The following is a 25,970-nucleotide window of genomic DNA, read 5'->3' as shown; positions in this document are numbered from 1 at the left end:
TAAACAGCACCATCTGTTAGAATCACGGGGCGTGTGTATTAACACCATTTCATAATATATCATAATGATACGACACAATCAAGCACAAATTATCTATTCATGCGAAACTTTAATAAAAGTTCAATTTCTGTTTTGCCGCGATTTAATTTTTTTGCGATTTTTTCTATAGAATGGCCTTGATCCGCTAAATATTCTACTTGTTCATTTAATGATAATTCATTTAATCCAACCTGTAACATGCCTGAAAATTCTTTTTCATACTCCTGGTTGGACAGAGAAGGGGCTTCTGAAGAAAGGTCCAATCTATCTTCCGATTTTAAGGGAAATCTATGCTCCTCATTATCTTCTGGCTGTTTTTTATAGGCTTCGGTAGCTTGCTTTTTTGTTCCCATATGCCGCCCTTCTTTGTAATCGAGCAACATTTTTTTCTCTCGCTTGATTTCGTTATCTCTCGTGGAATTCTTCACTACCGCACGTTCTTGTTCTTCATGACCACGCTTGGGTTTTAATGCAACTGAATTCGTAAAAGTCTTTACCAACGTCTCGTTATCTTCCTTCATTTCCATTAAATAACCAGACAAAAGTTCTTCCAACTCACTTATGATGGCTTTTTGGTCTTTTTCGAGCATACATAAACGATTTTGACGGAGATATAAAACGACAACGGCGAAAATGGTGAGTATGTTTAAAAGAAACAGTAGAAACATAAAAATTACTAACATGGTGCCTCCTCTTAACCCGAATAGTCAATCCTGATTCCTTTATACGGATGAGAATCTTTTTTCACTGTTGTTGTTTTTTTCTTATTTTCTTTCTGCCTATCTTTTTTAAGAAACTGCCATTTATCGGCATTCCCTTCTTTTTCATAAAAATGAGCGGGAAGCTTTTGTTCTTCACTACAGTCTTTTGTTTCCGTTCTTGATTCTCTCGAACTTGATGGGCAGCATGATCTTGTTGGATTAAATTTTTTTGTTGATTTTGCTCTTGGATTTTCCCTGCATCTTGGGTTCTTGAAAGAGCAATTTGCATCTCGATCGCGTTAAAACTCATGACAACCCACCCCTTTCTATAAAAACGGCATTTACAGTACTCTTTCTGACCTTAACTCAAAATACTGAACAAGGAACTAGCAAGTATTATCGTCATCGTAACCAATTAAGTTGGATGGATGGACCTGAACTGGGCAGTGGATTTTTTTGTTGGCGATTTGAAGAGTATTGCTGGTTTACTCTACAATTGGGATGCAAAACACAACTCAAACTACACTTTCAGGCACCAATATAGAATACTATGTAATTTATATACCTTGTACAGGGTCTATTTTCGAACACATGACGATTTAATCTGGGTGATATTATTTATTATGCACTTAGGGAAGAAATCCTCAACCGTTTCCAGATTCCATCTCTCGGATAGAAAATGGAAAGGAACTCTTTAACAGCATGATATGAAACCCAGCCTCCATGCCCCTTTACCCTCTCTATATTACTGCTTAATTCTTTTTATCCTGCATCGCGTTTCTTAGTTTATATATCGTCTTAGAATGGATCTGAGAAATCCGCGAAGTAGATAGGCTCATTACTTGTCCAATTTCGGTTAAAGTAAGCTCTTCTTTATAAAAAAGTTGTAAAACCAACTGTTCCTTTTCATTAAGTGTTTCTATAACTTTGGCTAATTCCACATACAGTTCTTCCCTTAACAGATGTTCCTCAGGTAGATTTGCTTTTTCATCTTTAATATGAAAGTTTGTGCCTTCTTTATCATCTTGCTCTTGAGGATTCTCATCCATTGATAAAACGTTGGCAAAGAAATTCTCATTTAATGCAGCATATACATCATCTTCCGGAATATTTAATTCAGATGCAATTTCATTTGGCGAGAGATTCCTCATGTATTTCTGCTCTAATTTTTCGATCGCAGACTCAATTTTCTTGGCTTTATCTCTAGCACTTCGCGGGAGCCAATCTTCTTTCCTTAATCCATCTAGTATCGCGCCACGAATTCGAAATGAAGCATATGTGTCAAATTTCAGATCACGTTTTGGATCAAATCGTTCTAGGGCATTGAATAACCCCATCATCCCCAAACTCCTTATATCATCACGGCTCACATTTTTAGGCAGGCTCACTGAAATGCGTTGGACATGATAAGATACAAGTGGGATATATTTCTTAACCAAAATGTCCCCGGCTTGTTGATCTCTGCAGTCAATCCAATTTTTCCAGCATAACTGTTCCTCTCCGATAGTCAGATTAGACATAGGACTTCCTCCTAACATTGTATACATTTTGTAATCAAAACGGCCCTCGAAGGCTCTAGATGCAACAATATTTTGATTGCAAGTGTTCCTGTCATTTCAAGTTGCACTTTTTTCTGACAAGTCGTAATCCCTTATTATATGTTTTTTGTCCCTTTATTCACGGTCCGGATATTTAACATACAATCTTTCGAATTAAATTCTATTGTTCTACCGCTATTCCCACCCACATCTTCAGCAACAACATGGATGTGCAAGTCTGCTAATTCTTTCCGGACGGCTTCCACATTTCTGGGCCCTATTCTCATGAAATCCCCTCCAGAGGCAAATTGAAACATTTGTGCCCCACCAGCCATCTTTGCTTTTAAAAAAATCAATCTTGCCCCTTCTTTTACTAAGCGCTGCACTAATTCCTTTACCGCCGTATCTGCAAATTTGGCAACGTTAATATGTCCCGATTTAGCGAGTGAAGAGTCAGGCAACATGACGTGAGCCAAACCGGCAATCTCTTTTTTTTCATCATAAATCACAACTCCAACACATGATCCTAGACCAGAAGTACGGATCGAATAGGGAGGTTTTACAATATTCATATCTGCTATGCCGACTTTTACAACCTTGACCTGTAATAATTCAGTCATTTGTTGTCACTCCTAAAGAGGAGAAAATGATATCAAAAGATTCAGGATCGGGTAACAGAAAGAAATGTCCGTCTATAGATTCCGCAAATAGCTGATCCTTTTCAAGTACAGTATCTATGACAATGGCCGTGTCACTTACTTGTGACAATTCCAATAATCCATAACTGATTGTTGCTCCTACCATGTCAATACTCAATGACGGAACAGATGGATATAAATTCAATTGGGTGAAATCTGATAGAGAAGTTAGATAGGATCCCGACAATATATTCCCTAATTCCTGAAGGCAAGAAAGCGCCAAATCAGTATATGGAGTGGAATCTATTGAAAAGGTTTCATCTCCTGTCATCTGTTGAATGAAGTATTCAGCCACAGGTAGAGAAAGGATGAAAAACATGCTACCGGAAGCATCGCCTACTATTCGCAAGAAAATGCTAGCAACAACTTGTTCAGCCCCACCAGCCATTTCCATCATTTCATCAAAGGAAACCACTCGGACATTAGGAACATTCATATCAATTTTCCTATTAAGAATTGCCGAAAGTGCAGTGGCTGCGTGCCCTGCGCCAATATTGCCAATTTCCTTCAAGATATCGAGCTGAAGGGGATTAATTTTCTCAATAAACGACATATGATTATCCTTCTATTCTCATATTTTCATTTACTTCAAGACTTAAAGCCTTTTCCAAATTAATTAACACGAGCAGTCGTTTTTCAATTTTAGCCACGCCGCTAATGTATTCTGACGCCGAATGACCAACAACTTCCGGCTGCGGTTCGATACTATCAACTGGAATATCCAATACATCATTGGCAGAGTCTACTATTAACCCCACTTCCATATCATCTAAAATGACCACGATAATCCTTGTAGAGTCGTTGTATTCTAACTCTTCAAGACCAAAACGGACCCGTAAATCAATAATTGGGGTAATTACACCCCTTAGATTTATGACTCCCTTAACAAGCTGAACAGCCTTAGGAACTCTTGTTATATGCAAAAGTTTTTCAATTCCACTAACTTTATCTACTGGAATGGCATATTCTTTATCTTTAATTTGAAATACAATTACTTTCATATCTTGAACGAGATTTGTAGTCGACATCTATTCTCCTCCTCTTAAAGATGATAGCAGAGAGTAGCCTTCACGATGCCTGAATGCGAACAACCACTTAAATCAGAACTCTTCCGCCCATTGCATAACCACGGTTAAACCCTGCTGACCGTCGTTTCCTCTCTATTTCTCTATCGGTCAATGAATCAATGTGTTGCAATCAATGATCAAAGCAACTTGACCATCACCTAATATCGTTGCCCCAGATATCGCAAAAGCAGATGTTAAATAATTACCAAGAGATTTCAAGACGATTTCGAGTTGTCCAATAAATGAATCCACAACTAATCCTGCCAATTTATCACCTTTTCTGACAATAACCACAGAGAGAAATTCCTCTTCTTCCTGATGCACAGGCACTTCAAAAATTTCCTTCAGGAACAGGAGCGGTAGAACTTTCCCCCTGAAGTCAATAACTTGTTGATTATGAGCATTCATGATATCTTCTTTTTTTATAATCGCAGTCTCTATAATAGAAGAAAGTGGAATAGCATATTTTTCCTTTTGGATTTCAACCAGCATTACAGAAATTATCGATAATGTAAGGGGAAGTTGAATAAGGAATATAGATCCTTCGTTCTCTTTTGAATCGATCGTTACAGACCCACCCAATGACTCGATCGTATTTTTAACCACATCCAGCCCTACACCACGTCCTGATACATCTGAAATGGTTTCAGCTGTTGAGAACCCTGAAGCAAAAATTAATTCATAGATTTGCTTATCTGTTAAAGTAGCAGCAACTTCCTTTGTCAAAATTCCATTGGAAAAGGCCTTGTTTAAAACAAGATCTTTATTTATTCCCGCTCCATCATCGTCAATTTCAATGAAAACATGGTTGCCGCTGTGATACGCTTTTAAAAGGATTTTCCCTTCTTCATTCTTCCCTTTCGCTAGACGTTCTTCAGGTGTTTCAATTCCATGATCCATTGCATTTCTTAATAAATGGACGAGTGGATCACCAATTTCATCTATAACTGTACGATCAAGTTCTGTTTCAGCTCCGATGATTTCCAAATCTACTTTCTTATTCAAATCCCTTGCTAATTGACGAACCATTTTAGGGAAACGATTGAATACAGTTTCTACAGGAACCATCCGCATATTCAACACAATTGTTTGCAAATCGCTGGTTATCCGGGACATTCTTTCAACTGTTTCATGCAGTTCCTGGTTATCCAAATCGCTTGAAATTTGATCGAGTCTACCTCTATCAATTACAAGTTCCTCAAATAAATTCATTAATATATCAAGCCGCTCGATATTTACCCGAATAGTCTTACTTGAGGCCGGCTTAACAGGTGCCTGCTTCTTAGTCTCCTTATTCTCACTTAAAAGCAAGGCGTTCCTTTCTTGGGCCTGGTTATCCACTGCAGCTTTTTTTTCCTCCTTAGCATTGGCAGTGTGTCGTAGATCGTCAAGATTAAGAGCATTTATATCAACTTTTTCCACTTCAGAAATCTTCATGACTTTTTTATGAAGCTCTTCACTCGATTCTTTTGTTACCACCGTAACTGTAAACTTCCGATCAAACTGTTCTTCTTCCAAAAGTTCAACTGGTGGATTGGACTTGATTACTTCACCTGATTTTTCAAGCACCTCATATACCATAAATACCCTCGCTGCTTTTAAAAGACAGTCTTCACGCAAATCTATCGAAATTTCATAACTGTCGAATCCTTGTTCTTTGGACTGCTGCAGGACTGTCAATTCAAATTCATCGTACTCACCACTTGTCACTTCTTCCTTTTCATGAACAGTAGATGCAGCTGCAGTCTCTGCGATAGAAGAGAAAACAGGCGACTCCCCTTTTTCAATCAATTGCAGCTGACGAACAACATTCTTCACATCTCTTTTTCCATCGCCACCTTCAGCAATAGACATGACAATTGCTTCTAAATCATCAACGGCTAAAAATATCACATCAAACAATTCAGGGGTAAGAATAATTTGACTGTTTCGAATCGCATCCAACACATTTTCCATTTTGTGGGTCAAGTTCGCTAAATCCTCATACCCCATGGTGGCCGACATCCCTTTTAAAGTATGAGCGGAACGAAAGATTTCGTTAACAATTGAAAGGTCTTCCGGGTTTTTCTCAAGTACCAACAGCTGTTCACTGCACGTTTGAAGATGTTCTTTACTTTCTTCAATAAATACCTCTAGATACTGATTCATATCCATGCAATCTCCACCTCCACTTGTTAACAATAGCTAATTATTGCGTTAGCTATTGTTTCTACATCCTCTATGCTATCTATCAAATTGGTAGCAATCGCCGCTTTCGGCATTCCAAATACGATTGATGTCTTCTGTGACTCTGCAATCGCTTTTAAAGGACCCGATTGATTCAACTTAATCATCCCACTTGAACCATCCATCCCCATCCCGGTCATGATGACAGCTATTTTCGCAAAATCAGTAATTTCACTTACTGATTCAAACAGCACATCTACTGAAGGGCGGTGTCCGCTACGCAGTTCGGATTGATCCAAAAGTACTGCAATGCTCATCCCCACTTTTCTCACTTTCAGGTGAAGACCTCCAGGGGCAATATAAGCAACTCCTTTTTGGATCAGTTCCCCATCCTCTGCTTCCTTCACTTGAATCCTACATAATGAATTTAGACGGTCAGCCAAGGATTTTGTAAAACCAGAGGGCATATGCTGGACAACAAGAATAGGTGCATCAATTGTTTCTGGGAGTCCCGTCAATACTGTCTGAAGAGCCCTTGGTCCTCCAGTCGATGTACCAATGACTATAATTTTTTTATTCCAATTGGACCATTTATTTTTATTTTTTTCATTTTCTAATATTTCTCTTGTATCTTTTTTACTATATTTTCCCCAAAACGATGGATTTCCCTCAATATTTATTGCATTTTTTTGTAGTTTGTGAACATTCTCACGGCTGGCTGCCATAACTTTTTCAAACCCGTTCTTTCTTAATTTTGTACAAATCCAGTGAAATGGCACCTAAAGGTTTAGCCACAAAGTCAAAGGCTCTACTGTACATAGAAGCAAAGGTATTTTCCATTCCTTCTTTCATCGTGCTTGAAAACATGATTTCAGCAGTTGGACATTCATCCATAATCCGATTTAATGCTTCTCTTCCATTCATAACCTGCATCTCTACATCTAAGGTGTCGAACTTTCTCAAATACGCAGAATCATCCACAATCAGCACTTTAACTTTATCCATGTAAGGAGACCTACTTTCCAAGAAGATATCTCTTCATATTGCTAAGGAAGTTGCTTTTTTGTAAAGTCAATTCTCCACCAAATGAATGGCTTGTATATCTCGATGCAATATCCATAAGAGCTTTAGATACATTAGCTTCAGAATCAAAAAGGATAAAGGGTATTTGTCTTGAAACAGCTTTGGAAACAGTTCTATCGTCCGGCAGGTAACCAAGTGCTATACTTTCCAGCCCCAAAAATTTCTTAAGTGCATTTTGAAGCCGCATAATCGTTTCTTTGCCTTCCTTATTTGTGAAAACTCTATTACAAACCAGAAAATATGGAATTTCTTTTTTGACGGAATGTATGTATTTCATTGTAGAGTAGGCATCCATTACGGAAGTCGGTTCAGGCGTCGTAATAACGATTAACTCATCAACACATAACAGAAATTTTGCCGAGTCCTGAGTTATACCTGCCCCCATATCAAACAAAATATAATCATAATCCGTCAACAGCAAACTAAATTCTTCATTAAACCGCATAAACTTGTTTTCATCGAGGGAAAAGAGGCTTGTCAGCCCTGTTCCACCCGTAATGATTGAAATACTCTCTGGGCCTGTCGTCATAATATCTATCAAGCTACGACCACTTTCAAAGAAATCAACGATACTGTAAGATGAATGTTCACCAATCAAAATATCTATATTTCCCATCCCGATATCCATATCGAACAACAGGACCTTATTTCCTCGTTTAGATAAAGCGAGGGAAAAGTTCAAAGAAAAGTTAGATTTTCCGACGCCACCTTTACCACTTAAAATGGCAAGAGTTTTAGCCACTGATTGATTTTGGTGGGTTTCCAGTCTTCTTCGTAAGTTCTCAGCTTGATCTTTCATATTTTTTAGCCCCAAAAGCCATTTTCAATAGCTGTAATGATGTAGCTTTTTTAATATCATCTGGTACATTCTGTCCATTTGTTATATAAGCGGCTCCTAGTTTATGAGCGTGTATAAAATTAAATATAGCCCCGAAAGTAGATGTCTCGTCAGCTTTAGTAAAAATGACCTGTTTAATTGGTATGCTAGCAAACTGCCGATAAATATCTTCCATATCCTTTTGCTTCGAAGTCAATGACAAAACTAAATATGTTTCCATCTCATCTGTAAAATCAATAATTTCACTAAGGTCTTTAACATACTGTGGATTGCGAAAATTCCTTCCAGCAGTATCTATAAATACATAGTCATAATGAGAAAAACGTTCCGTTGCTTTTTTAAAATCTTCCAAATTATACGCTACTTCAATCGGAACATTTAAAATCTTTGCATACGTTTTAAGCTGATCTATTGCTGCAATCCTGTATGTATCTGTCGTAATGAAAGCCACTTTTTTACCATACCTAAGCATGGTCTCTGCTGCTACTTTAGCGAGGGTGGTTGTCTTACCAACTCCTGTTGGTCCAACAATATTAATATATTTTTTTTGCAGACCGGGTTTCCCGTTTTGAACCTTCTCCAATATTTCAAATAAGGCTTCTTCTAACCAACCTTGTACTTCTTCGTCAGTGGATTGTTGTTTGAGAGCAAACCATTTTTCAAGTAATTCATCCATGATTTGCGAGCGAAGCTGTACATCCACTTCCTGCTCTGTGAGATAATCATTGATTTTCTGCAGTTTTCCCGGATAGTGTCTATCAGATGTGATTTGTATACTTTTAATCATATCCTTTAAACCTTCTAATTCTTTTAATAGATCCGTACTTTCATTGTTACCTTCCTGTGTAATAGTGCTATTACTCGATATTTCTTGTTTCACAGGCAACTTCTTCGTTTTTTGTTTAGTTACCATTTGGTTGGGCTGTGAAACTGGATCGATGGCTGCAATGACTTCGATATTCCGTTTTTTAAATAATCCTAGGAAACCACCAATATAGACAGCTTTTGAACTTAAAATAATCGCATCACTGCCTAATTCTTCTCTTATTCGCTTCATAGCTTCGGCCATTGATGGTGCCATATATTTCTTTACTTTCAATCGATATTCACCACCCCTACACTTTGTACTTCTACATTCGATTCGAGTTCATTGTATGAAAGAATCGGTACATTAGGAAAATAACGTTCTGTTAACTGCCGGGTATACATCCGTACTGCTGGAGAACAAAGTAGGATTGGTTGATGTTCCATTAACGTCAGCTCATCCAATTTGGCCGCAATTGCCTCCAATATGGACTGAGATATATTTGGATCTAGTGATAAAAAGTTTCCATGTTCAGTTTGTTGCACTCCATCTGCAATGGTTTTTTCTACTTTTCCCGATAACGTGATGACTTTTATTCGATTTTCTTCTACGATAAAGGAATTAGTAATCTGCCTGGCTAAATTCTGTCGTACATATTCAGTAAGCAAATCTGTATCCGTCGACAACTTACCATAATCAGCAAGTGTTTCGAAAATGATTGATAAGTTCCTTATAGAAACTTTTTCCTTTAACAATTTTGCCAATACCTTTTGTACATCACCTATCGACAAGGGATTCGGGGTGACCTCTTCTACAAGAATTGGTGATGATTCACCAAGATAATCGATCAATTGTTTCGTTTCCTGCCTGCCCAAAAGCTCATGAGCATTCGCTTTTATGACTTCCGTTAAATGTGTGGATACAACACTTGGAGGATCTACAACTGTATAGCCCATCATCTCTGCATGCTCTTTCATATCATCCGTAATCCATTTAGCTGGTAGACCAAATGATGGTTCTATCGTATCGATTCCTTCTATTGATTCATCTTCTATTCCTGGACTCATTGCCAAAAAGTGATTCAGAAGCAATTCCCCTTTTGCAATTTCATTTCCCTTAATTTTTAGCCGATACTCATTAGGGTTCAACTGGATATTATCTCGTATTCTGACGACTGGAATGACAAGTCCCATTTCAATTGCCAGTTGTCGGCGGATCATGACGACACGGTCTAGTAAGTCTCCCCCTTGATTGGCATCAGCAAGGGGAATTAGTCCATATCCAAACTCGAATTCGATTGGATCGACACTCAAAAGGTTAACGACACTTTCTTGACTTTTCATTTCATCTGTTTCCAACACTTCTTCCATTTCTTGTATTTCACTTTCATTCGGCTGTGGTATCCTAGAAATCGTATACCCTCCTATGACTAATAACGCTGCAATTGGAAACGTAAATATATCTGAAATTGGCGTGAATAAACCTAGCAAAAAAATTGTTGCTGCAGTCAAGTAAAGCATCTTTGGAAATTGAAATAACTGTTCAACAATATCTGATCCAAGATTACCATTCGAGGCTGCCCGGGTTACGACTATTCCTGTTGCTGTTGAAATCAATAAGGCAGGCACTTGACTGACAATTCCATCTCCAACTGATAACATGGAAAAATGAACAGCAGATTCTCCAAAACTCATATCCAATTGCATGACACCAATAATCATTCCAAAAATCAAATTGATGATGACAATGATAATACCGGCGATGGCGTCTCCTTTAACAAACTTACTCGCTCCGTCCATGGATCCATAAAAGTCAGCTTCATTGCTGATTTTTTCTCGTCTGGTACGTGCGTCATTTTCTGAGATCATCCCAGCATTCAAATCTGCATCAATGGCCATCTGTTTCCCAGGCATCGCATCTAGCGTAAATCTTGCTGCCACTTCTGACACCCGTTCAGAACCTTTCGTGATGACGATGAAATTGATGATAACCAAAATGATAAATACAACTAAACCTACAAGCACGTTCCCTCCGACTACAAACGAGCCAAAGGTTTCGACTACACCGCCAGCATCACCATATGTCAAAATGGCACGTGTCGTCGACACATTCAACCCCAGCCTGAATAATGTCAGTAAAAGGAGCAAGGAAGGAAATATTGAAAATTCCAAAGGCTCTTTCATATTCATCGTAGTCAATAGAACCAACAGCGCAAGAGATATATTTAAAAGAAGTAAAATACTTAACAACCATGTTGGTAATGGAATGACCAACATGGCAACAATCATGATGACGCTCGATATGACAACTAAATCTCTTGCTCGCATGTTCTTCTCTCCTAACTAGCGGGTCACATTTTACTTCCTTACAGCTTACCTTTCGTTTTATAAACAAAGGCGAGTATTTCAGCGACTGCCTTAAAAAATTCCTCAGGAATCGCCTGGCCTATTTGCGCTTGATCATATAAGGACCTTGCCAAAGGACGGTTTTCTACCATGATCACATCGTTTTCTTTAGCAATATATTTAATTTTCTGAGCTACAAAATCAACGCCTTTTGCCACTACAAACGGAGCCTCCGCCTTATTTTCATCATATTTTAAAGCAATCGCAAAATGCGTCGGGTTTGTGATGACGACATCAGCATTTGGCACTTCCTGCATCATTCTCTGCGCTGCCATCTGCCTTTGCTTTTGCTTAATCTTTGATTTAATTAACGGGTCACCTTCGGAATTTTTATATTCATCCTTAATATCCTGTTTGGACATCCGGATGTTTTTTTCAAAGTCATATTTTTGATACAAATAGTCTAATAGAGCAATGAACAATAAAGCCACGGCAGCATAATACCCTACCTTTATCGTAATATCTGCCAATGTTGCCATTGCTTCTTCCACAGAAATCTGGGATAAAATCATAATCTCGTCCATACGCTGCCAAAGTACATAAAAGGCAACTAAACCTACAAATGATATTTTAAGAATGGATTTCAATAATTCAACAATGGCCCTCAAGGAAAAAATACGTTTGAACCCTTTAATAGGATCCAATTTTTCAAGTTTAAACTGAATTGACTCAGTAGAAAACATAAACCCAATTTGCATCACATTAGCCAAAACTCCTGCAATCACCGCTGCTGCAAAAACAGGACCGAGGATAAGTCCCATCTCCTTCAAAACCTCTATCATAGTAATTTGTATATTTTCCTCACTGAATCCTGCAATCGTAAAGTGTTGCAGATATTCTTTCATGAGACCGAGAAGATGATTGTACATATAAGGTCCCATCATCAATAGCACCGAAAACACAGCAATTAAATTCACAGAGGTATTTACATCCTGACTTTTAGCTACCTGTCCTTTTTTCTTCGAATCCTGACGTTTTTTTGGAGTCGCCTTTTCCGTCTTTTCACCAGCGAAAAACTGTAAATCCAGCTGAATCCACCCCATGTTATACTCCTCCGATCAGCTGCATTAACTGACGCATCGTCACAAGTAAGAAATTAAAAAGTTGGGTAACAACCGTCATCATCATTCCCATGACTATCACTATAACCGCTAAACCTGCTATAATTTTCACTGGAATTCCGACAACAAATACATTTAATTGGGGAACTGTCCTTGCCAGAATTCCAAGCGTGACATCCACTAAAAAAATGCTGCCCACTACTGGAATTGACATTTGAAACGCAATCATGAATGTCTTACTAAATGCTTTGGCCAAGTACTCTATTAATGCCTGGTCCCCAAAGGGCACAAATAATTGATCAATCGGGATGAACTGATAGCTATAAAAAATTCCATCCAAAAGCAAATGATGACCGTTTGTACTTAAAAGAAATAATAAGGCAATCGTATATAGATATTGTCCCATTAATGGACTTTGAGCCCCTGTTTGCGGATCGATGACATTGGCAATTGAAAAACCCATTTGAAAGTCAATTAACCCACCTGCAACTTGAACCGCTGATAAAATCATATAGGCAGCAAACCCGATGAAAAGCCCTACAAATGCTTCCTTTATGATTAATAAATAAAATGTGACATCCAAAGCTAGAACCGGCGCTTCAATGGTATAGTACATAATCCAAGCAAGGAAAATCCCAAGTCCGATTCGATGCTGTATCGGTATAGATCGATACGAAAAAATCGGCATTGCCACGAAAAAGGTTGTAACCCTGACCACTATTAATAAAAATGCAGGAAAGTACGGAAATATATCCTCCATTCTCTACCCTACAAATCGATTCAAGTTACCGAATATTTCATTTGCGTATGATAATAGATGACTTAGCATCCATGGAGCGAGTAAAATAAGTGCCAATAAGACAGCCACAATTTTTGGAACGAAGGCCAAGGTCTGTTCCTGAATCTGTGTGGTCGCCTGAAAGATACTTACTAATAGTCCTACAACAAGAGCTATCAACATCAAGGGGCCAGCTATGATCAATACCATATAAATTCCTTTTTCTGCTACATCAATAACAAACTCTGCGCTCATTTTTTCTCACCTGCTTAAAAACTCTGTAATAAAGACTTCACTACTAAATACCAACCATCAACAAGAATGAAGAGGAGGATTTTAAACGGCAAGGAAATCATGACTGGTGGTAACATCATCATCCCCATCGACATCAGGACACTTGCAACGACCATATCAATAACCAGAAATGGAATGAAAATCATAAAACCTATTTGGAAGGCTGTTTTGATTTCACTAATTGCAAAAGCTGGTACAAATGCGGTCAAGGGAATATCCTGTATCGTTTCCGGCTTATCGACCTTGGCATATTCTAGAAATAAGGCCAAGTCCTTCTGCCTTGTATGGGCACTCATAAATTCCTTAAAAGGAATCGCAGTCTGCTCATACGCCTCTTCTAAATCTATTTCTTCATTAAATAGAGGAGTTAATGCTTTTTCGTTCACTTCCTGAAAAGTCGGTGCCATTACAAAAAATGTCATAAAAAGAGCTAGACCAACCAGGACTTGATTCGGCGGCATCTGTTGTGTAGCAAGCGACGTTCTCACAAAACTGAGGACAATAATGATTCTTGTAAAGCATGTCATTAAAATCAAAATGCTTGGAGCAAGCGATAAAACAGTCATCAGGAGAACAAGTTTGACGGAAGTAGAGACATTAGTGGGATCGCTGTTATTAAAAAACTCCATGAACTCATTCATTGTCTCTTCCTTTCCTTTCAAGCTCATTTAACAGCTTCTTCCTACTATCAGACATTTGATCGAGCTGATTTTTGAACTCTGAGGAAAAACTATTAGTTTCGATTTCTCTTTTTTTCAGCCACTTATTTTTCAATTTCGTGGCAAATTCTCCTGGCTGAATCATTTGATCCATTTTTTCGTTGTAATCTTTCATTAACTGCTCATATTCCTCGGGATTATCTATTTCTTTCAAGAGCTGTATGTTTTCGCCAACTCCGACTACTAATATTCTACCGCCCACTTTAACAAGCTGAACCGATCGATTTGCTCCAAGGCTTGTGCCGCCTAAATTCTCTACTGAATTTGCTTTTTGATACGATTTACTTTTTTTATTTATGAACTTTAATATGATATATAAAAGCCCCACCACAAAAATGGTCGCAAAGATCATCCTTAGAAACTCCCAAATAGTTATCCCCACTTGTTCGGGATTTGAAGCTTGTTTGGTAGTTTGGGAGTCTTTTGATTTATCCGTTTTCAAATCATCTGGCTGTTCATAAACATCCTTAACTGTTTTATCAAGATCTTCCGCACTCGCCTGAATGGCCCCTGAGAAGAAAACTGCTATCACAAGTGAGACCTGAAGCCATTTTTTAATAAAAAACAATATGAAGACACCCTCTTACTTCATTAACTTAATGCTTTATTTATGGCTTCCAATACCCTGTCTGCCTGAAATGGTTTCACGATAAAGTCTTTTGCCCCTGCCTGGATTGCATCAATAACCATTGCTTGTTGCCCCATTGCAGAACACATTATGACCTTCGCTTGCGGATTTACCTTTTTAATTTCTTTTAATGCTGTGATTCCATCCATTTCAGGCATAGTAATATCCATCGTTACAAGATCCGGATGCGTTTCTCTATATTTCTCTACTGCCTGAGCACCATCTGCTGCTTCTCCAACAATTTCAAAACCATTTTTAGAAAGGATATCTTTTATCATCATTCTCATAAATGCTGCATCGTCAACAATTAAAATTTTATTTGCCATTTTTTTGTCCTCCAAATTTATCTAAGTTTTTTTAGTCGATCGCTCTGACTCATAATATCCGTAACACGAACTCCAAAGTTTTCATCAATCACAACAACCTCGCCTTTTGCAATTAAGCGGCTGTTTACCAGGATATCCACCGGTTCACCAGCTAATTTATCCAATTCAATTATAGAACCAGATGACAGCTCTAGAATTTCTTTGACAGAGCGCTTTGTTCTCCCAAGCTCTACGGTTACCTGCAATGGGATATCCATCAGCATGCTAAGATTTTTCGTTTCGGACTCTTGAAGCTGATACGGCTGAAAACTGGAAAAACTGGCTGGCTGAACATTTACCGGTTGTCCTGTTGGAACGGATGAAACTCCAAAATGTTGCGGTTCATTCGGTATTTTGTATGTCGGTTTTGTTTGGTAACCACTATGTCCATAATTCTCATTTGTCGGCTGATTCGATACAGGATTTTGGAATGATACCGGCTCTTGAAGAGAATTGCTCTGTGTTGGGTTGGTTTGTATCTGTTCCATTTTATTTTCATCGGCTTCACTTTCACTTGTTCCATTTAATAGTTCACTGACTAACCCTTTTGCAAATTCTAAAGGCAACAGTTGCATAATGTTGGAATCAATTAATGTCCCCACTCTTAAACGGAAAGAAATTTTTGCAAATAAATCCTCATCCGGTATTGCACTTTCACCTTCACCATTTAAAAAGTTCAGTAAATCGATGCTTGGTGGTGAAATATCTACCTTTTTACTGAAAATGGTCGACATTGATGTAGCAGCCGAACCCATCATTTGGTTCATTGCTTCCTGGACCGCACTTAGTTGAATTTCTCCTAGCATCTCTGAAGGATTCAAACCATCACCGCCAAGCATCAAATCGGCAATGATCGCCGCATCACTTTGTTTGATGACAAGCATATTAATGCCTGTAAAACCTTCTGTATATTGCACTTGGATGGCTACATAGGGATGCGGGAATTCTTCCGCAATCTTACCCCTTTCAATTAATGTAACCGCCGGGGTAGTGATATCCACTTTCTGATTCAACAAAGTGGATAAAGCAGTGGCCGAACTCCCGAAAGAGATATTCCCAATTTCACCGAGCGCGTCCAGTTCCATCATTGATAAATAATCTTCTATCGAAAGAAAGTTCACCTCATCTTCTATATCACTTGTACCTTTTAAAAGGGCATCTATCTCGTCTTGTGAAAGCATTTCATCACTTATCATTTTCGTCTCCCCCTTTCAAAATATTAAGAATCTGGATGGCGTGTTTTTTACCTACTTTGCCTGGTTGTCCACTATATTTCGGAATTCCCCCTACTTTAATTGTTAAAGGCTTATCGATAGCATGATTTAAATCGATGACATCACCTACATCAAGCAGAAGGAAATCCTGGATAGCGATATCCGTAGTTCCTAATTCGGAAATAATTGAGAGATCTGCATTCCTAATACGATTTTCCAAAACCTTGATTTCCTCAGGAATTCTTTCTTTTTGAGAATTTTCCATCCAGTAGTGAGCAGACAACTTCGGTATGATTGGTTCTAAAACGACGTGAGGAATACAAATGTTAATCATTCCGCTCGTTTCACCGATTTGCGTATTTAGAGATATGACTACAACTGTGTCATTTGGTGAAACCAATTGTAAAAATTGCGGATTCACCTCAAACTCTGTCATTACCGGTTCGATATCAACAATCGTCCCCCAAGCTTCTTGTAAATTTTCAAAAGCCTTTTCAAATAGATTTGACATGATCTTTGTTTCTATTTCAGTTAAACTGTCGACTTTATTAACGCTGATACCCCGTCCTCCCAAAACTCTATCCATCATGGAATAAGCGATATTCGGATTGACCTCAAGAATGATACGGCCATCCAGAGGCGGTACCTCAAACACATTCAAAATGGTCATCTTAGGTATTGAACGTATAAACTCTTCATATGGAATTTGATCTGCAGATGCTACGGATATTTGAACATATGTCCTCAGCTGAGCAGAGAAATAAGTTGTAAGCAATCTTGCAAAGTTCTCGTGTATCCTAGTCAAACTGCGGATTTGATCCTTTGAAAACCGAAGTGCTCTTTTAAAGTCGTACACCTTCACTCTTTTTTCTACTTCTTCTTTCTTTAAATCATCTGCATCCATTTCACCTGTAGAAATGGCCGATAACAAAGCATCGATTTCATTTTGCGATAATATTTCCCCGGACATTAGCACTCACCTCCAAAGCTTCCCCTTCTTATTTAATGAAGCAAGGATGTTCTTATTGAAGAATCGAGGAGGTTATATAAACCTTTTCAACTTTTCCTTCTTCCATTAATTCATTAATTCTAGTCTTTAACGTATCCTGAAGTTTTTCCTTGCCCTTTTTACCAGTTAACTCTGTCGCCTTCATTTCGGACAGTTCGGCAATAATAATGTTTTTCACCTGAAAACTTCTTTTTTCCAACTCTTCTTTTGCTTTTTTATTTTCTGTTTGGACCATAAATGAGATTTTGATATAATCATTACCCGAGAGATTCGTTGTAATTTCAGGAATTTCAACAGATGATTTGATAATTTCATCTATGGAGGGTTTACCCTCTGCAGATGTGGGGTCAGATAACTTTGTAACAACCACGACCGCTATTACGCCAACAAGAGTAATTGCCACCAGCATAATCAACATAATCGTCAATAGTTTTTTTTTCATAACCTTTCCTCCTCATCATCACGCAATCCCAGAACATTCACGGTACGATAAAATTGTATAATGGCTTGAATTATTTCTTCTTCCTTCTCGAGCACCACGATTTTCTTCCCATTTGTAAACGTAATAGTCGAATCCGGCAGCGATTCGACCATATCTATGTACAATGCATTGATATGAAAGCTTTTGCCATTCAGCCTTGTGACTTTAATAATAATATTTAGGAGCCAGAGCAAATAAGCACCTGGCTCCTCCCTCCCTTAACTTATCGTTTTAAGTTAACCAGCTCTTGTAAAATTTCATCCGACGTCGTGATAATTCTTGAATTCGATTGGAATCCACGTTGCGCGACGATCATTTCCGTAAACTCTTCTGATAAATCGACGTTGGACATTTCCAAAGAACCTGATGCAATTGTTCCGCGTCCTTCACCTGCGACATTGATGTTTGCTGTACCAGAGTTTATTGATTCTTGGAATATATTCCCTCCTGTTTTAGTCAATCCGGATGCATTTGTAAACTTGGCAATAGCCAGTTGACCCAAAGTCACAATTTTCCCATTTGAGTAGATACCGCTAATTTCACCTGATGGCCCAAAATTAAAGCTCTCCAGTTTCCCTTCTTTATTACCATTCGGGTTGACCATAGCTGTAGTTGTTCCTTTATCTTGGGTGAGAGTAGAGAAATCGAAATCTAATTTTATTTTTTTACTATCATCACTGTCATCACCTTTACTAATATCAATTGATAGGTTAACATCGCTTGTCACATCGCATTTACCATCCGTAAAACTAAGAGTAGTTAAAGACTCTAGTTCAGAGTCCGAAGTTGGATCCTGATCATAAACTCCCCAATTATTCTCACCATTTTTCTTGAAATAAATAGTTGTTGTTTGTTCTTTACCTTTTTCATCAACAACTTTTATTTGCTGGCTGAATACGGAACCCTCAATTGCGTCCGCTGCCAAGTTTTCACTTACGGATACTTTTGTAGTTGTTACAGCAGGTAAAACCGCATTAACGTTTACAGATACATCTCCGATTGTTTTTGATGGTTTTCCGTTTGCATCAACCTTGTAGGCCTGCACTTTCATTCCATTAGAATTTACAAGCGTGCCATTATCATCTAAATAGAAGTTACCAGCACGTGTATAAGATAATACATCTCCTTCTTTGACGACGAAATAACCATCTCCAGATATACCCAAATCAAGATCGCGTCCAGTAGTTTGCAAGCTTGATTGAGTATGAATGGTGTCAATTGTTGCGATAGTTGACCCCAATCCAATCTGCTTAGAATTGGTACCACCTTTATTTGCTGTCGCGGCACTAGCACCAGATATTGTTTGGTTCATCGTATCACTGAATGTTACACGACTTTTTTTGAAACCATAGGTGTTGACATTAGCCACATTATTCCCAATAACATCTAATTTTGTTTGTAAGTTCTTCAATCCGCTTATTCCTGAGTACATTGAACGAAGCATTATAAGCTCCCCTTTCATATCGTGACTGCTTCTGTCATTCCACAGCCTAGGCTTCCTATACTAGGTCCGGCCTATTAATCTAATAGTATGGTACCATTGATATTCGTAAAAATTTGAGACGAGGCTTCCTCTCGATCCACAACAGTAATGACTTTGTTATTTTTAGTGCTGATTACGAGTGCCGCGTTATCGATAATAATAAGAGATTCTGTCACACCCATCTTTTTGGCCTCATTTGCTTTATCGGCTATTTTGTCCCAAGTTTGTTGCTCTATTACTATTTTCCTTTGATCCATCCGCATTTGTGCATGTTTACTAATTGTCAGCTTTTCATTAGTAGATATGGCTTCTTGAAAATGCTGTTGAAATCCTTGTTGGATCATTTGCCTTTGTCTTAAGGGAGTAGTTTTTGTTTGTGGAATCATCTGAGCGGAATTTGCTTGAAAACCGAGTTTATCCATTATTCCGCTCCTTAAGCACTAGCGATTTTGATCAATTGATCTAATGATAGTTTTGTGCCGCTTTGATCATCCACTTCTATCTGCACCTTGCCTTTATTCATGGATACTGATGTAACAACGGCAGAAAGGTCTCCATTTTCTTCATCATTCCATGTGACACGTTTGCCTATTAATTCACTTGCATTAGTCAAACTGTTAGATGTCGTGCTTGATTGTTTCATTGCCGAAATATTTGCTGGTTGAAGTTTTGTGCCATCTTCTAAAATGAAATAAATATTGTCACCTTTATATTGAATCGATTCCACGATACCTACACCTTCTTCTATCGCAAGGTTCTCACCGCTTTCATCCAATATATTCCAAGTTACTTCCTTACCAACGAATGAGTTATAGTTCATTAGACTATTTTGTTGGTTTAACCCAATTAGTTCATCTATTTGGGATCCTATATTCATCATTTGTTCCAAAGAAGAAAAAGTGGCCATTTGGGCTATAAATTCTGTATTGTCCATCGGACTGGAAGGATCTTGGTTTTGCAGCTGGGTAAGCAATAATTTCAGGAAATCATCTTTTCCGAGTGAACCGCCTGTTTTTCTATCTGATTGATAGCTTGATAATAATAGTGACGTATCAATGGTCGTCATTTCTTCACCTACACTTCTAGATTTAGCAGAGCTTCTGCAAAGGAGCCTGTAAATTCACTTTCCGTCTCGTCATTGCTTTCCCTCTTATTCTCTTGTTGTCTATTTTGTTCATCCGCATCTTTCTGGCTGAATTTCTCAGAGTTGAAAGCATTGTAAGCCTGTGATACTTCAATTTTTTCAATTTGGATATTTTGGCCGTTAAAGGCTTGCTTTAACCCGTGAATCTGTTTCTCCAGCATATTTTTTGCTTGCGCCGATGTGGCCAAAATTTTTGCTGTCATCATGCCATCCTTTTGAATCAACTCAATTCTAAGTGACCCTAGGTGTTCGGGATTCAATTTTATTAACAGTTTATTTACACCGTTAGCCCCTGTGAAATTTGCTTTACTCAAGATACTTTCAAACTGTTTAACAAACTCTTCCTGACTGACAGTTTGTCCACCCTTAGCAGCCGTCAAGACGAATTGTTCAAGCTTTGTCATTAGAAATGACATACCCGAACCTTGATAGTTACTACTATCCGCTGTTTTTAAAGTCAGACCGGTACTATTTGTTCCATCTTTACTTTCCTTGTCGCTTCCAGTTAATTGTGAGAATGCGCTTTTCACAGTTTCCAATGTTTTATTTTGCCCTTTTTCCAAAAGAAGAGAAAAATCAAGGTTAGTATTTGTTTTCTGATGCTGATTAGGCAGCCATTTTTCCAGTTTTCCTGATATCTCTTCAAGCAGATTTTTCATTTGCTTATGGATGGTTGCTTCATCTTGTGTCATATCTTTATTCTCTGATAAAAGATCGTGAAGTTTTACCAACTTTAATAGATTCGCTGTCCCCTCTAACGGGAGCTGTTTCCACTCTTCTTCACTCAACGAAGCAACCTGTTTTAGGATTGTATATAGTTCCATGACATTGGCTGATAACAGGCTTTGTGAATCCAACCTCAAGTCTTCCGGTTCTTGATCTAAATTGATTTCCTCTATAGTCGTAAAGAATTCTGTAAGAGTCTCTTCATTATTACCGCTAAGCCTTTTTAGTAACTGGAATAGGAGGGTTCTAACATCCCCTTGATTGTTTACTAAAGGATCTTCAGCAACACTTTCTTCCTCAAGGTCACTTAGACTGTTAAGTTTCAAAATATCTAGTAAATCCTTTAGAGTTGACAACCCCTCATTGGAAAGACGAAAGGATTCAGTATCTAATGGACTGCCTGAATCTACCCCTACGGCGGATTGAAGGACTGAACCAAACCCCAATTTCATCCCCTGGTTTTGCTTTAATTGAACAGTTTGACTTACTGCTGCCAAGGGGAATAAAGAATTAATGGCCAAATTCATATATTATTCACCTCCTTTAAAGCTTCCCCTTAAGAACTTTGCTCCGATAGTCTCTTCGTTAACCTGGCAGCATCTGCTGTTGTCATTTGCTCTAATACCTTCGCTAAAGTATCAGCTTTCATACTTGCCAAGATCTTAACAGCATCTTCATCACTCATTTCTGTAATGATAGGAGCTGACTTCTTTGGTGCCATGGTTTCATAAGTGCGTATTATATCTTTGAAAGCCTTTTTACTCCCATCCTGACTTTCTCTAAGCTGTTTCACTTCAGACTGAAGCTGCTGTTTTTCTGCTTCAGCCTTTTCAACGGCCTTGTCTCGTTTATCAATTATTCCTTCCAGCTTCTCTATCTCTTTTTCTTTGTTTTCTATTTCGGTTTCTAACTTCGCCAGTTTTCTTGAAACTTTCTCAGTGTCTTTGGCTGAGTTTTCTTTTACCTCATCCTTTTGAATAAGTTCGGCGAAGGGGATTTTAGCGGACATCTCCTTAGCCTTTTCCACTACATTAACCCCCGCAACTGAGAATACTACCATGGCTACAGTTACCGCAAAGATTAGAGGGATGAAGATTACAAGAAACCATTGAAATTTGCTTATTTTATTTTCTTTTAATTCATCTAATCCAGTAGATTCAACTTTTTTACGCATTCTATCACCTAACGCCCTTTGCTAAAGAATTGCCGGATAGATATTTCATCCATTTGTTTATTCTCAGCTTCCTTTATGACATCCAGGAATTTAAGAAACTCATTTTCTTTCATTTTCTCGTACTTTTTGACTTCAATATTTCTTTCCAATAATACTTCCTGCAGGACATTCATTTTGTAACGGGCTTCAATGACTTCCTGTTGACAATGGCTTAAGAGCTTTTCCATATTGTCCATAAATAACTGATGATGGCGAATTTCCTGAACGGATAATCCATTTCGGAGCTTTTCCTGCTGGAATTCCAGAAGGTCTTCTTTTTTCTTTAAGAGCTTATACAATTTTTCGGCTACTTTTTCAAAAGTTTTTAGAGCAGCATTATATTTAGAAAGTGCGTCCCTTTTTTCTTTTTCCTTGATGGTTAGGATCTTCTCAAATTTATATTGATAAATCATTGCTAATCACCTTTCTCCATCAATTTTACGAGGTTGATAATACTCTTATCTTTGGGTGCTTTTTCATGAGTGCCTTGCTTTAAAAATGAAATGATTTCCGGATATCGATTAATGGAGTTATCAATTTCCTTTGAAGAACCCTTTTTATAGGCACCTATATTAATCAAATCTTCAGACTCAATATAGGTTGATAAACTTGCCCGTAAGTTTTCTGCTGACTTTTTATGCCTTTCCTCAACAATATTATTCATGACACGACTTATACTCTTTAGAACATTGAGAGCCGGAAACTGTCCTTTATTGGCTAAGTTTCTGTCTAAGATGAAATGACCGTCCAATATTCCCCTGACTGCATCGGCGATTGGTTCATTCATATCATCACCGTCGACAAGAACCGTATAAAAAGCTGTAATGGATCCTAACTGATTTGTGCCTGTTCTTTCTAGTAGTCTTGGAAGGATAGCGAAAACGGATGGCGTATAGCCTTTTGTGGTGGGTGGCTCTCCGACAGCAAGTCCGATTTCCCTTTGGGCCATCGCAACCCTTGTGACGGAGTCCATCATTAACATCACGTTCAATCCTTTGTCACGAAAATATTCTGCAATGGCAGTAGCCGTCAAAGCACCTTTAATTCTCATCAACGCTGGCTGATCAGATGTCGCTACAACAACAATTGATCTTGCTAATCCTTCCGGACCAAGATCTTTCTCAATGAATTCACGGACTTCCCGACCACGTTCACCAACAAGGCCAATCACGTTTAAGTCAGCCGTGGTATTCCGTGCTACCATGCCAAGCAAAGTACTTTTTCCAACACCGCTCCCAGCAAAGATGCCAACACGTTGGCCTTTCCCTACTGTTAATAAACTATCAATCACACGTACACCTACATCAATCGGTTCATCAATCGGAGGCCTTTCCATAGGGCTGGGTGGATCTTGATCCACCGGAACCGTAGCAAGTCCTTTTGGAAGCAGCGAATCGTCGATTGGATGTCCTAAAGGATCGACAACCTTACCTATTAATCCACTGCCTACCTTTATCTCAAGGCTTCGTCCGCTTCCTTCAACAATACATCCTGGTCCAATATCACTTACCGCTGTAAACGGCATTAAAATGACCATTTCATCACGAAAACCGACAACTTCCGCTAATATTTTCTTTTTCTTTTTTTGTATACCTGTATAGATATAACAAACGTCGCCTACAGAGCTTTCAGGGCCTTGGGATTCTATCATTAACCCTACGACACCTTTGACTCGTCCATAGTGTTTAAATGGATCGACTTCATCAACTAAGGGTAAGAGATCCTTCGCTTTCATCTTTACTCACCTTCCAGCAACTCAGTTAGTTTCATTTTAATTTCCTGTAGCTGACTATCAACGCTGGCATCTATTCTTCCATTCTCCGACTCGATGATACAACTACTTTCATTTAGATCATCATCCGGATAAATATACAATTCTGTTTCTTTTGGAAAGATTGAAATCAACTCTTCCTTATGAGTAAGAATCGATTGGTATTGAATCGGATGAATATGCAGCTGCACTTCCCGATAATCCCTCGCTTCTTTAATGGCTTTCTTTACGATGGATAAAAAAGACTCTTCATCATTTTCAAGCTGACGGCCAATAACTTTCCCCGCCACTTTCATTGCAAGATCCAAAATAACTGATTCAGATGATTCGATATGTTGCTTATAATCTTTTTTAGAGGACTCTACCACTTTCTTTGCAAAAGCGATCTCCCCTGCAACCTCGTTATAGCCCTTTTGGATTCCATCTTCGATTCCCTGCTGATACCCTTCTTTTTGAGCCTGTTCGATATACATTATTTTTTCTTGCTTCTCCCAATGTTCGCGGGCTTGCTGGACTTCATCAGCAACCGCTTTGGCTTTTTGTTTTGCTTCTATTAATAGAGATTCTGCCTCCTGCTTGGCTTGGTTTAGAAATTCATCTGATTGAAAATAATGAACGATTTGCCCTTCATCCTCGCTTTCTGTTTCAAGTGAGTCCAAACAGCGAATTTTTATCGTTATCTTATTGCTTTTCTCCTGATTTGCTTGGTGGGACTTAATAATTCTAGACAATGATATCATCCCCTCCGCCGCGGGCGATTACAATCTCACCCGTTTCTTCAAGGCGGCGAACAACAGCAACAATTCTGGATTGTGCTTCTTCTACATCCCGCAAACGTACAGGACCCATATATTCCATTTCTTCCTGGAACGTTTCGACCATTCGTTTCGACATGTTACGGAAAACGATTTCCTTCACTTCATCGCTTGCCACTTTAAGGGAAAGTTTGAGATCTTCATTTTCAGATTCCCGTACAACACGCTGAATGGCTCTTCCATCAAGAGTCACGATATCTTCAAAGACAAACATCCGTTTCTTGATTTCTTCTGCAAGTTCTGGATCTTGGGTTTCAAGTGCATCTAAGATCGTTCTTTCTGTTGAGCGATCAACTCCGTTCAATACATCAACAACCGCTTCGACTCCGCCAGTCTGGGTATAATCCTGGGTAACAGTTGCAGATAGTTTTCTTTCTAATATCTGCTCTACTTCATTAATGATTTCCGGCGAAGTGCTATCCATTAAAGCGATTCTTCTTGCAATATCGGCCTGCACCTCTTGGGGAAGTTCAGACAAAATATGGCCTGCCTGTGTTGGATCAAGATAAGATAAAATTAAGGCAATCGTCTGCGGATGCTCATTTTGGATAAAATTCAATATCTGTCCAGGATCTGCCTTCCTTGCAAAGTCGAATGGACGAACTTGTAAGGAAGATGTTAAGCGGTTTATGATTGCCGCCGCCTGATCAGTCCCTAACGCCTTTTCAAGAACCTGCTTCGCGTATCCAATCCCACCCTGTGATATGTAATCCTGTGCTAAAGCTATATTATGAAATTCCTCTAAAATTTCTTCTTTGTCCTGCGAATCTACTTTTCTAACTCCCGAAATTTCAAGAGTCAATCTCTCAATTTCCTCTTCAGAAAGATGCTTATATACGGATGCAGAAACATCCGGGCCTAAGGAAATAAGGAGGATGGCAGCTTTCTGTTTGCCAGTCAATCCGTCCTTTTTTTTTCTTTCTGTCACT

The 25,970-nt window shown here is 38.5% G+C and carries 29 protein-coding genes and 1 pseudogene; all 30 read right to left on the bottom strand.

The features are described from left to right. Nucleotides 1–89: 89 nt before the first annotated feature. Complete coding sequence (locus RE409_RS08925; protein ID WP_201254421.1) at nt 90–722, bottom strand: hypothetical protein; 633 nt, start codon at nt 720–722, stop codon at nt 90–92. A 61-nt stretch (nt 723–783) separates the two neighbouring features. Then, nucleotides 784–1,050, bottom strand: coding sequence for a hypothetical protein (locus RE409_RS08920; RefSeq protein ID WP_201254420.1), 267 nt, complete (start codon nt 1,048–1,050; stop codon nt 784–786). A gap of 442 nt (nt 1,051–1,492) precedes the next feature. Next, complete coding sequence (locus RE409_RS08915) at nt 1,493–2,260, bottom strand: FliA/WhiG family RNA polymerase sigma factor (RefSeq protein WP_201254419.1); 768 nt, start codon at nt 2,258–2,260, stop codon at nt 1,493–1,495. A 134-nt stretch (nt 2,261–2,394) separates the two neighbouring features. Further along, nucleotides 2,395–2,898 (bottom strand): chemotaxis protein CheD, encoded by a 504-nt coding sequence (locus tag RE409_RS08910; protein WP_056526815.1) that lies wholly within the window; start codon nt 2,896–2,898, stop codon nt 2,395–2,397. Then, a complete protein-coding gene (locus RE409_RS08905; protein WP_201249808.1) occupies nt 2,891–3,529 on the bottom strand; it encodes a chemotaxis protein CheC in 639 nt (212 codons plus the stop codon). The genes RE409_RS08910 and RE409_RS08905 overlap by 8 nt, the downstream gene beginning before the upstream one ends. A 4-nt stretch (nt 3,530–3,533) precedes the next feature. Further along, a complete protein-coding gene (locus tag RE409_RS08900; protein ID WP_201181416.1) occupies nt 3,534–4,004 on the bottom strand; it encodes a chemotaxis protein CheW in 471 nt (156 codons plus the stop codon). A gap of 147 nt (nt 4,005–4,151) precedes the next feature. Next, a complete protein-coding gene (locus tag RE409_RS08895; RefSeq protein WP_201254418.1) occupies nt 4,152–6,197 on the bottom strand; it encodes a chemotaxis protein CheA in 2,046 nt (681 codons plus the stop codon). 20 nt (nt 6,198–6,217) lie between these two features. Further along, nucleotides 6,218–7,214 (bottom strand): annotated as a pseudogene (gene cheB / locus RE409_RS08890) (chemotaxis-specific protein-glutamate methyltransferase CheB). 10 nt (nt 7,215–7,224) lie between these two features. Beyond that, nucleotides 7,225–8,091, bottom strand: coding sequence for a MinD/ParA family protein (locus RE409_RS08885; RefSeq protein ID WP_201254417.1), 867 nt, complete (start codon nt 8,089–8,091; stop codon nt 7,225–7,227). Beyond that, nucleotides 8,075–9,229: a flagellar biosynthesis GTPase FlhF gene (gene flhF, locus RE409_RS08880; RefSeq protein ID WP_309558832.1), complete on the bottom strand. Its 1,155-nt coding sequence runs from the start codon at nt 9,227–9,229 to the stop codon at nt 8,075–8,077. The genes RE409_RS08885 and flhF overlap by 17 nt, the downstream gene beginning before the upstream one ends. Continuing rightward, entirely contained in the window at nt 9,226–11,262 is a 2,037-nt protein-coding gene (gene flhA / locus RE409_RS08875; RefSeq protein WP_309558831.1) for a flagellar biosynthesis protein FlhA, read from the bottom strand. Before flhA ends, flhF begins: the two co-directional genes overlap by 4 nt. A gap of 38 nt (nt 11,263–11,300) precedes the next feature. Next, nucleotides 11,301–12,383, bottom strand: a complete 1,083-nt coding sequence (gene flhB / locus RE409_RS08870) for a flagellar biosynthesis protein FlhB (protein WP_201221401.1) — start codon at nt 12,381–12,383, stop codon at nt 11,301–11,303. A gap of 1 nt (nt 12,384) precedes the next feature. Next, nucleotides 12,385–13,161, bottom strand: coding sequence for a flagellar biosynthetic protein FliR (fliR, locus tag RE409_RS08865; protein WP_057213627.1), 777 nt, complete (start codon nt 13,159–13,161; stop codon nt 12,385–12,387). Between the two features lie 3 nt (nt 13,162–13,164). Next, nucleotides 13,165–13,434: a flagellar biosynthesis protein FliQ gene (fliQ, locus tag RE409_RS08860; protein WP_056526792.1), complete on the bottom strand. Its 270-nt coding sequence runs from the start codon at nt 13,432–13,434 to the stop codon at nt 13,165–13,167. A gap of 14 nt (nt 13,435–13,448) precedes the next feature. After that, complete coding sequence (gene fliP, locus RE409_RS08855; protein WP_053348014.1) at nt 13,449–14,114, bottom strand: flagellar type III secretion system pore protein FliP; 666 nt, start codon at nt 14,112–14,114, stop codon at nt 13,449–13,451. Then, nucleotides 14,107–14,760 (bottom strand): flagellar biosynthetic protein FliO, encoded by a 654-nt coding sequence (locus tag RE409_RS08850; protein WP_201181426.1) that lies wholly within the window; start codon nt 14,758–14,760, stop codon nt 14,107–14,109. The genes fliP and RE409_RS08850 overlap by 8 nt, the downstream gene beginning before the upstream one ends. A 23-nt stretch (nt 14,761–14,783) precedes the next feature. After that, entirely contained in the window at nt 14,784–15,146 is a 363-nt protein-coding gene (locus RE409_RS08845; protein ID WP_053345335.1) for a response regulator, read from the bottom strand. Nucleotides 15,147–15,163: 17 nt separating this feature from the next. Continuing rightward, a complete protein-coding gene (gene fliY, locus RE409_RS08840) occupies nt 15,164–16,381 on the bottom strand; it encodes a flagellar motor switch phosphatase FliY (RefSeq protein ID WP_201181428.1) in 1,218 nt (405 codons plus the stop codon). Next, the gene (gene fliM, locus RE409_RS08835; RefSeq protein ID WP_053345333.1) at nt 16,371–17,369 is read right to left on the bottom strand and encodes a flagellar motor switch protein FliM; all 999 of its coding nucleotides are present in this window, start codon (nt 17,367–17,369) and stop codon (nt 16,371–16,373) included. The genes fliY and fliM overlap by 11 nt, the downstream gene beginning before the upstream one ends. A 52-nt stretch (nt 17,370–17,421) precedes the next feature. Beyond that, nucleotides 17,422–17,850, bottom strand: coding sequence for a flagellar basal body-associated protein FliL (fliL, locus tag RE409_RS08830; protein ID WP_201181430.1), 429 nt, complete (start codon nt 17,848–17,850; stop codon nt 17,422–17,424). Then, nucleotides 17,847–18,062, bottom strand: coding sequence for a flagellar FlbD family protein (locus RE409_RS08825; RefSeq protein WP_309559250.1), 216 nt, complete (start codon nt 18,060–18,062; stop codon nt 17,847–17,849). The genes fliL and RE409_RS08825 overlap by 4 nt, the downstream gene beginning before the upstream one ends. Nucleotides 18,063–18,112: 50 nt before the next feature. Further along, nucleotides 18,113–19,333 carry a flagellar basal-body rod protein FlgF gene (flgF, locus tag RE409_RS08820; protein WP_201254416.1) on the bottom strand — a complete coding sequence of 407 codons (1,221 nt, stop codon included), beginning with the start codon at nt 19,331–19,333 and terminating at the stop codon, nt 18,113–18,115. Between the two features lie 74 nt (nt 19,334–19,407). After that, a complete protein-coding gene (locus RE409_RS08815; RefSeq protein WP_242485300.1) occupies nt 19,408–19,794 on the bottom strand; it encodes a TIGR02530 family flagellar biosynthesis protein in 387 nt (128 codons plus the stop codon). An 11-nt stretch (nt 19,795–19,805) separates the two neighbouring features. Next, nucleotides 19,806–20,438 (bottom strand): flagellar hook assembly protein FlgD, encoded by a 633-nt coding sequence (flgD, locus tag RE409_RS08810; RefSeq protein ID WP_309558827.1) that lies wholly within the window; start codon nt 20,436–20,438, stop codon nt 19,806–19,808. 8 nt (nt 20,439–20,446) lie between these two features. Then, nucleotides 20,447–21,769 carry a flagellar hook-length control protein FliK gene (locus RE409_RS08805; RefSeq protein WP_201181436.1) on the bottom strand — a complete coding sequence of 441 codons (1,323 nt, stop codon included), beginning with the start codon at nt 21,767–21,769 and terminating at the stop codon, nt 20,447–20,449. Between the two features lie 29 nt (nt 21,770–21,798). Beyond that, nucleotides 21,799–22,416: a MotE family protein gene (locus RE409_RS08800; protein WP_201254414.1), complete on the bottom strand. Its 618-nt coding sequence runs from the start codon at nt 22,414–22,416 to the stop codon at nt 21,799–21,801. A gap of 8 nt (nt 22,417–22,424) precedes the next feature. Next, on the bottom strand, nt 22,425–22,868 hold the full coding sequence (gene fliJ, locus RE409_RS08795) for a flagellar export protein FliJ (RefSeq protein WP_201181441.1): 444 nt from the start codon (nt 22,866–22,868) through the stop codon (nt 22,425–22,427). Nucleotides 22,869–22,870: 2 nt separating this feature from the next. Continuing rightward, nucleotides 22,871–24,190, bottom strand: coding sequence for a flagellar protein export ATPase FliI (gene fliI, locus RE409_RS08790; RefSeq protein WP_309558825.1), 1,320 nt, complete (start codon nt 24,188–24,190; stop codon nt 22,871–22,873). Between the two features lie 2 nt (nt 24,191–24,192). Further along, complete coding sequence (fliH, locus tag RE409_RS08785) at nt 24,193–24,957, bottom strand: flagellar assembly protein FliH (protein WP_201221415.1); 765 nt, start codon at nt 24,955–24,957, stop codon at nt 24,193–24,195. Then, a complete protein-coding gene (gene fliG, locus RE409_RS08780) occupies nt 24,950–25,969 on the bottom strand; it encodes a flagellar motor switch protein FliG (protein ID WP_397443419.1) in 1,020 nt (339 codons plus the stop codon). Before fliG ends, fliH begins: the two co-directional genes overlap by 8 nt. Between the last annotated feature and the right edge of the window lies 1 nt (nt 25,970).

This window comes from Peribacillus sp. R9-11, assembly GCF_031345095.1.
GTDB lineage: Bacteria > Bacillota > Bacilli > Bacillales > DSM-1321 > Peribacillus > Peribacillus butanolivorans.
The sequence above is the reverse complement of the archived record's forward strand: the minus strand, read 5'-3'. Positions and strand labels throughout refer to the sequence as shown.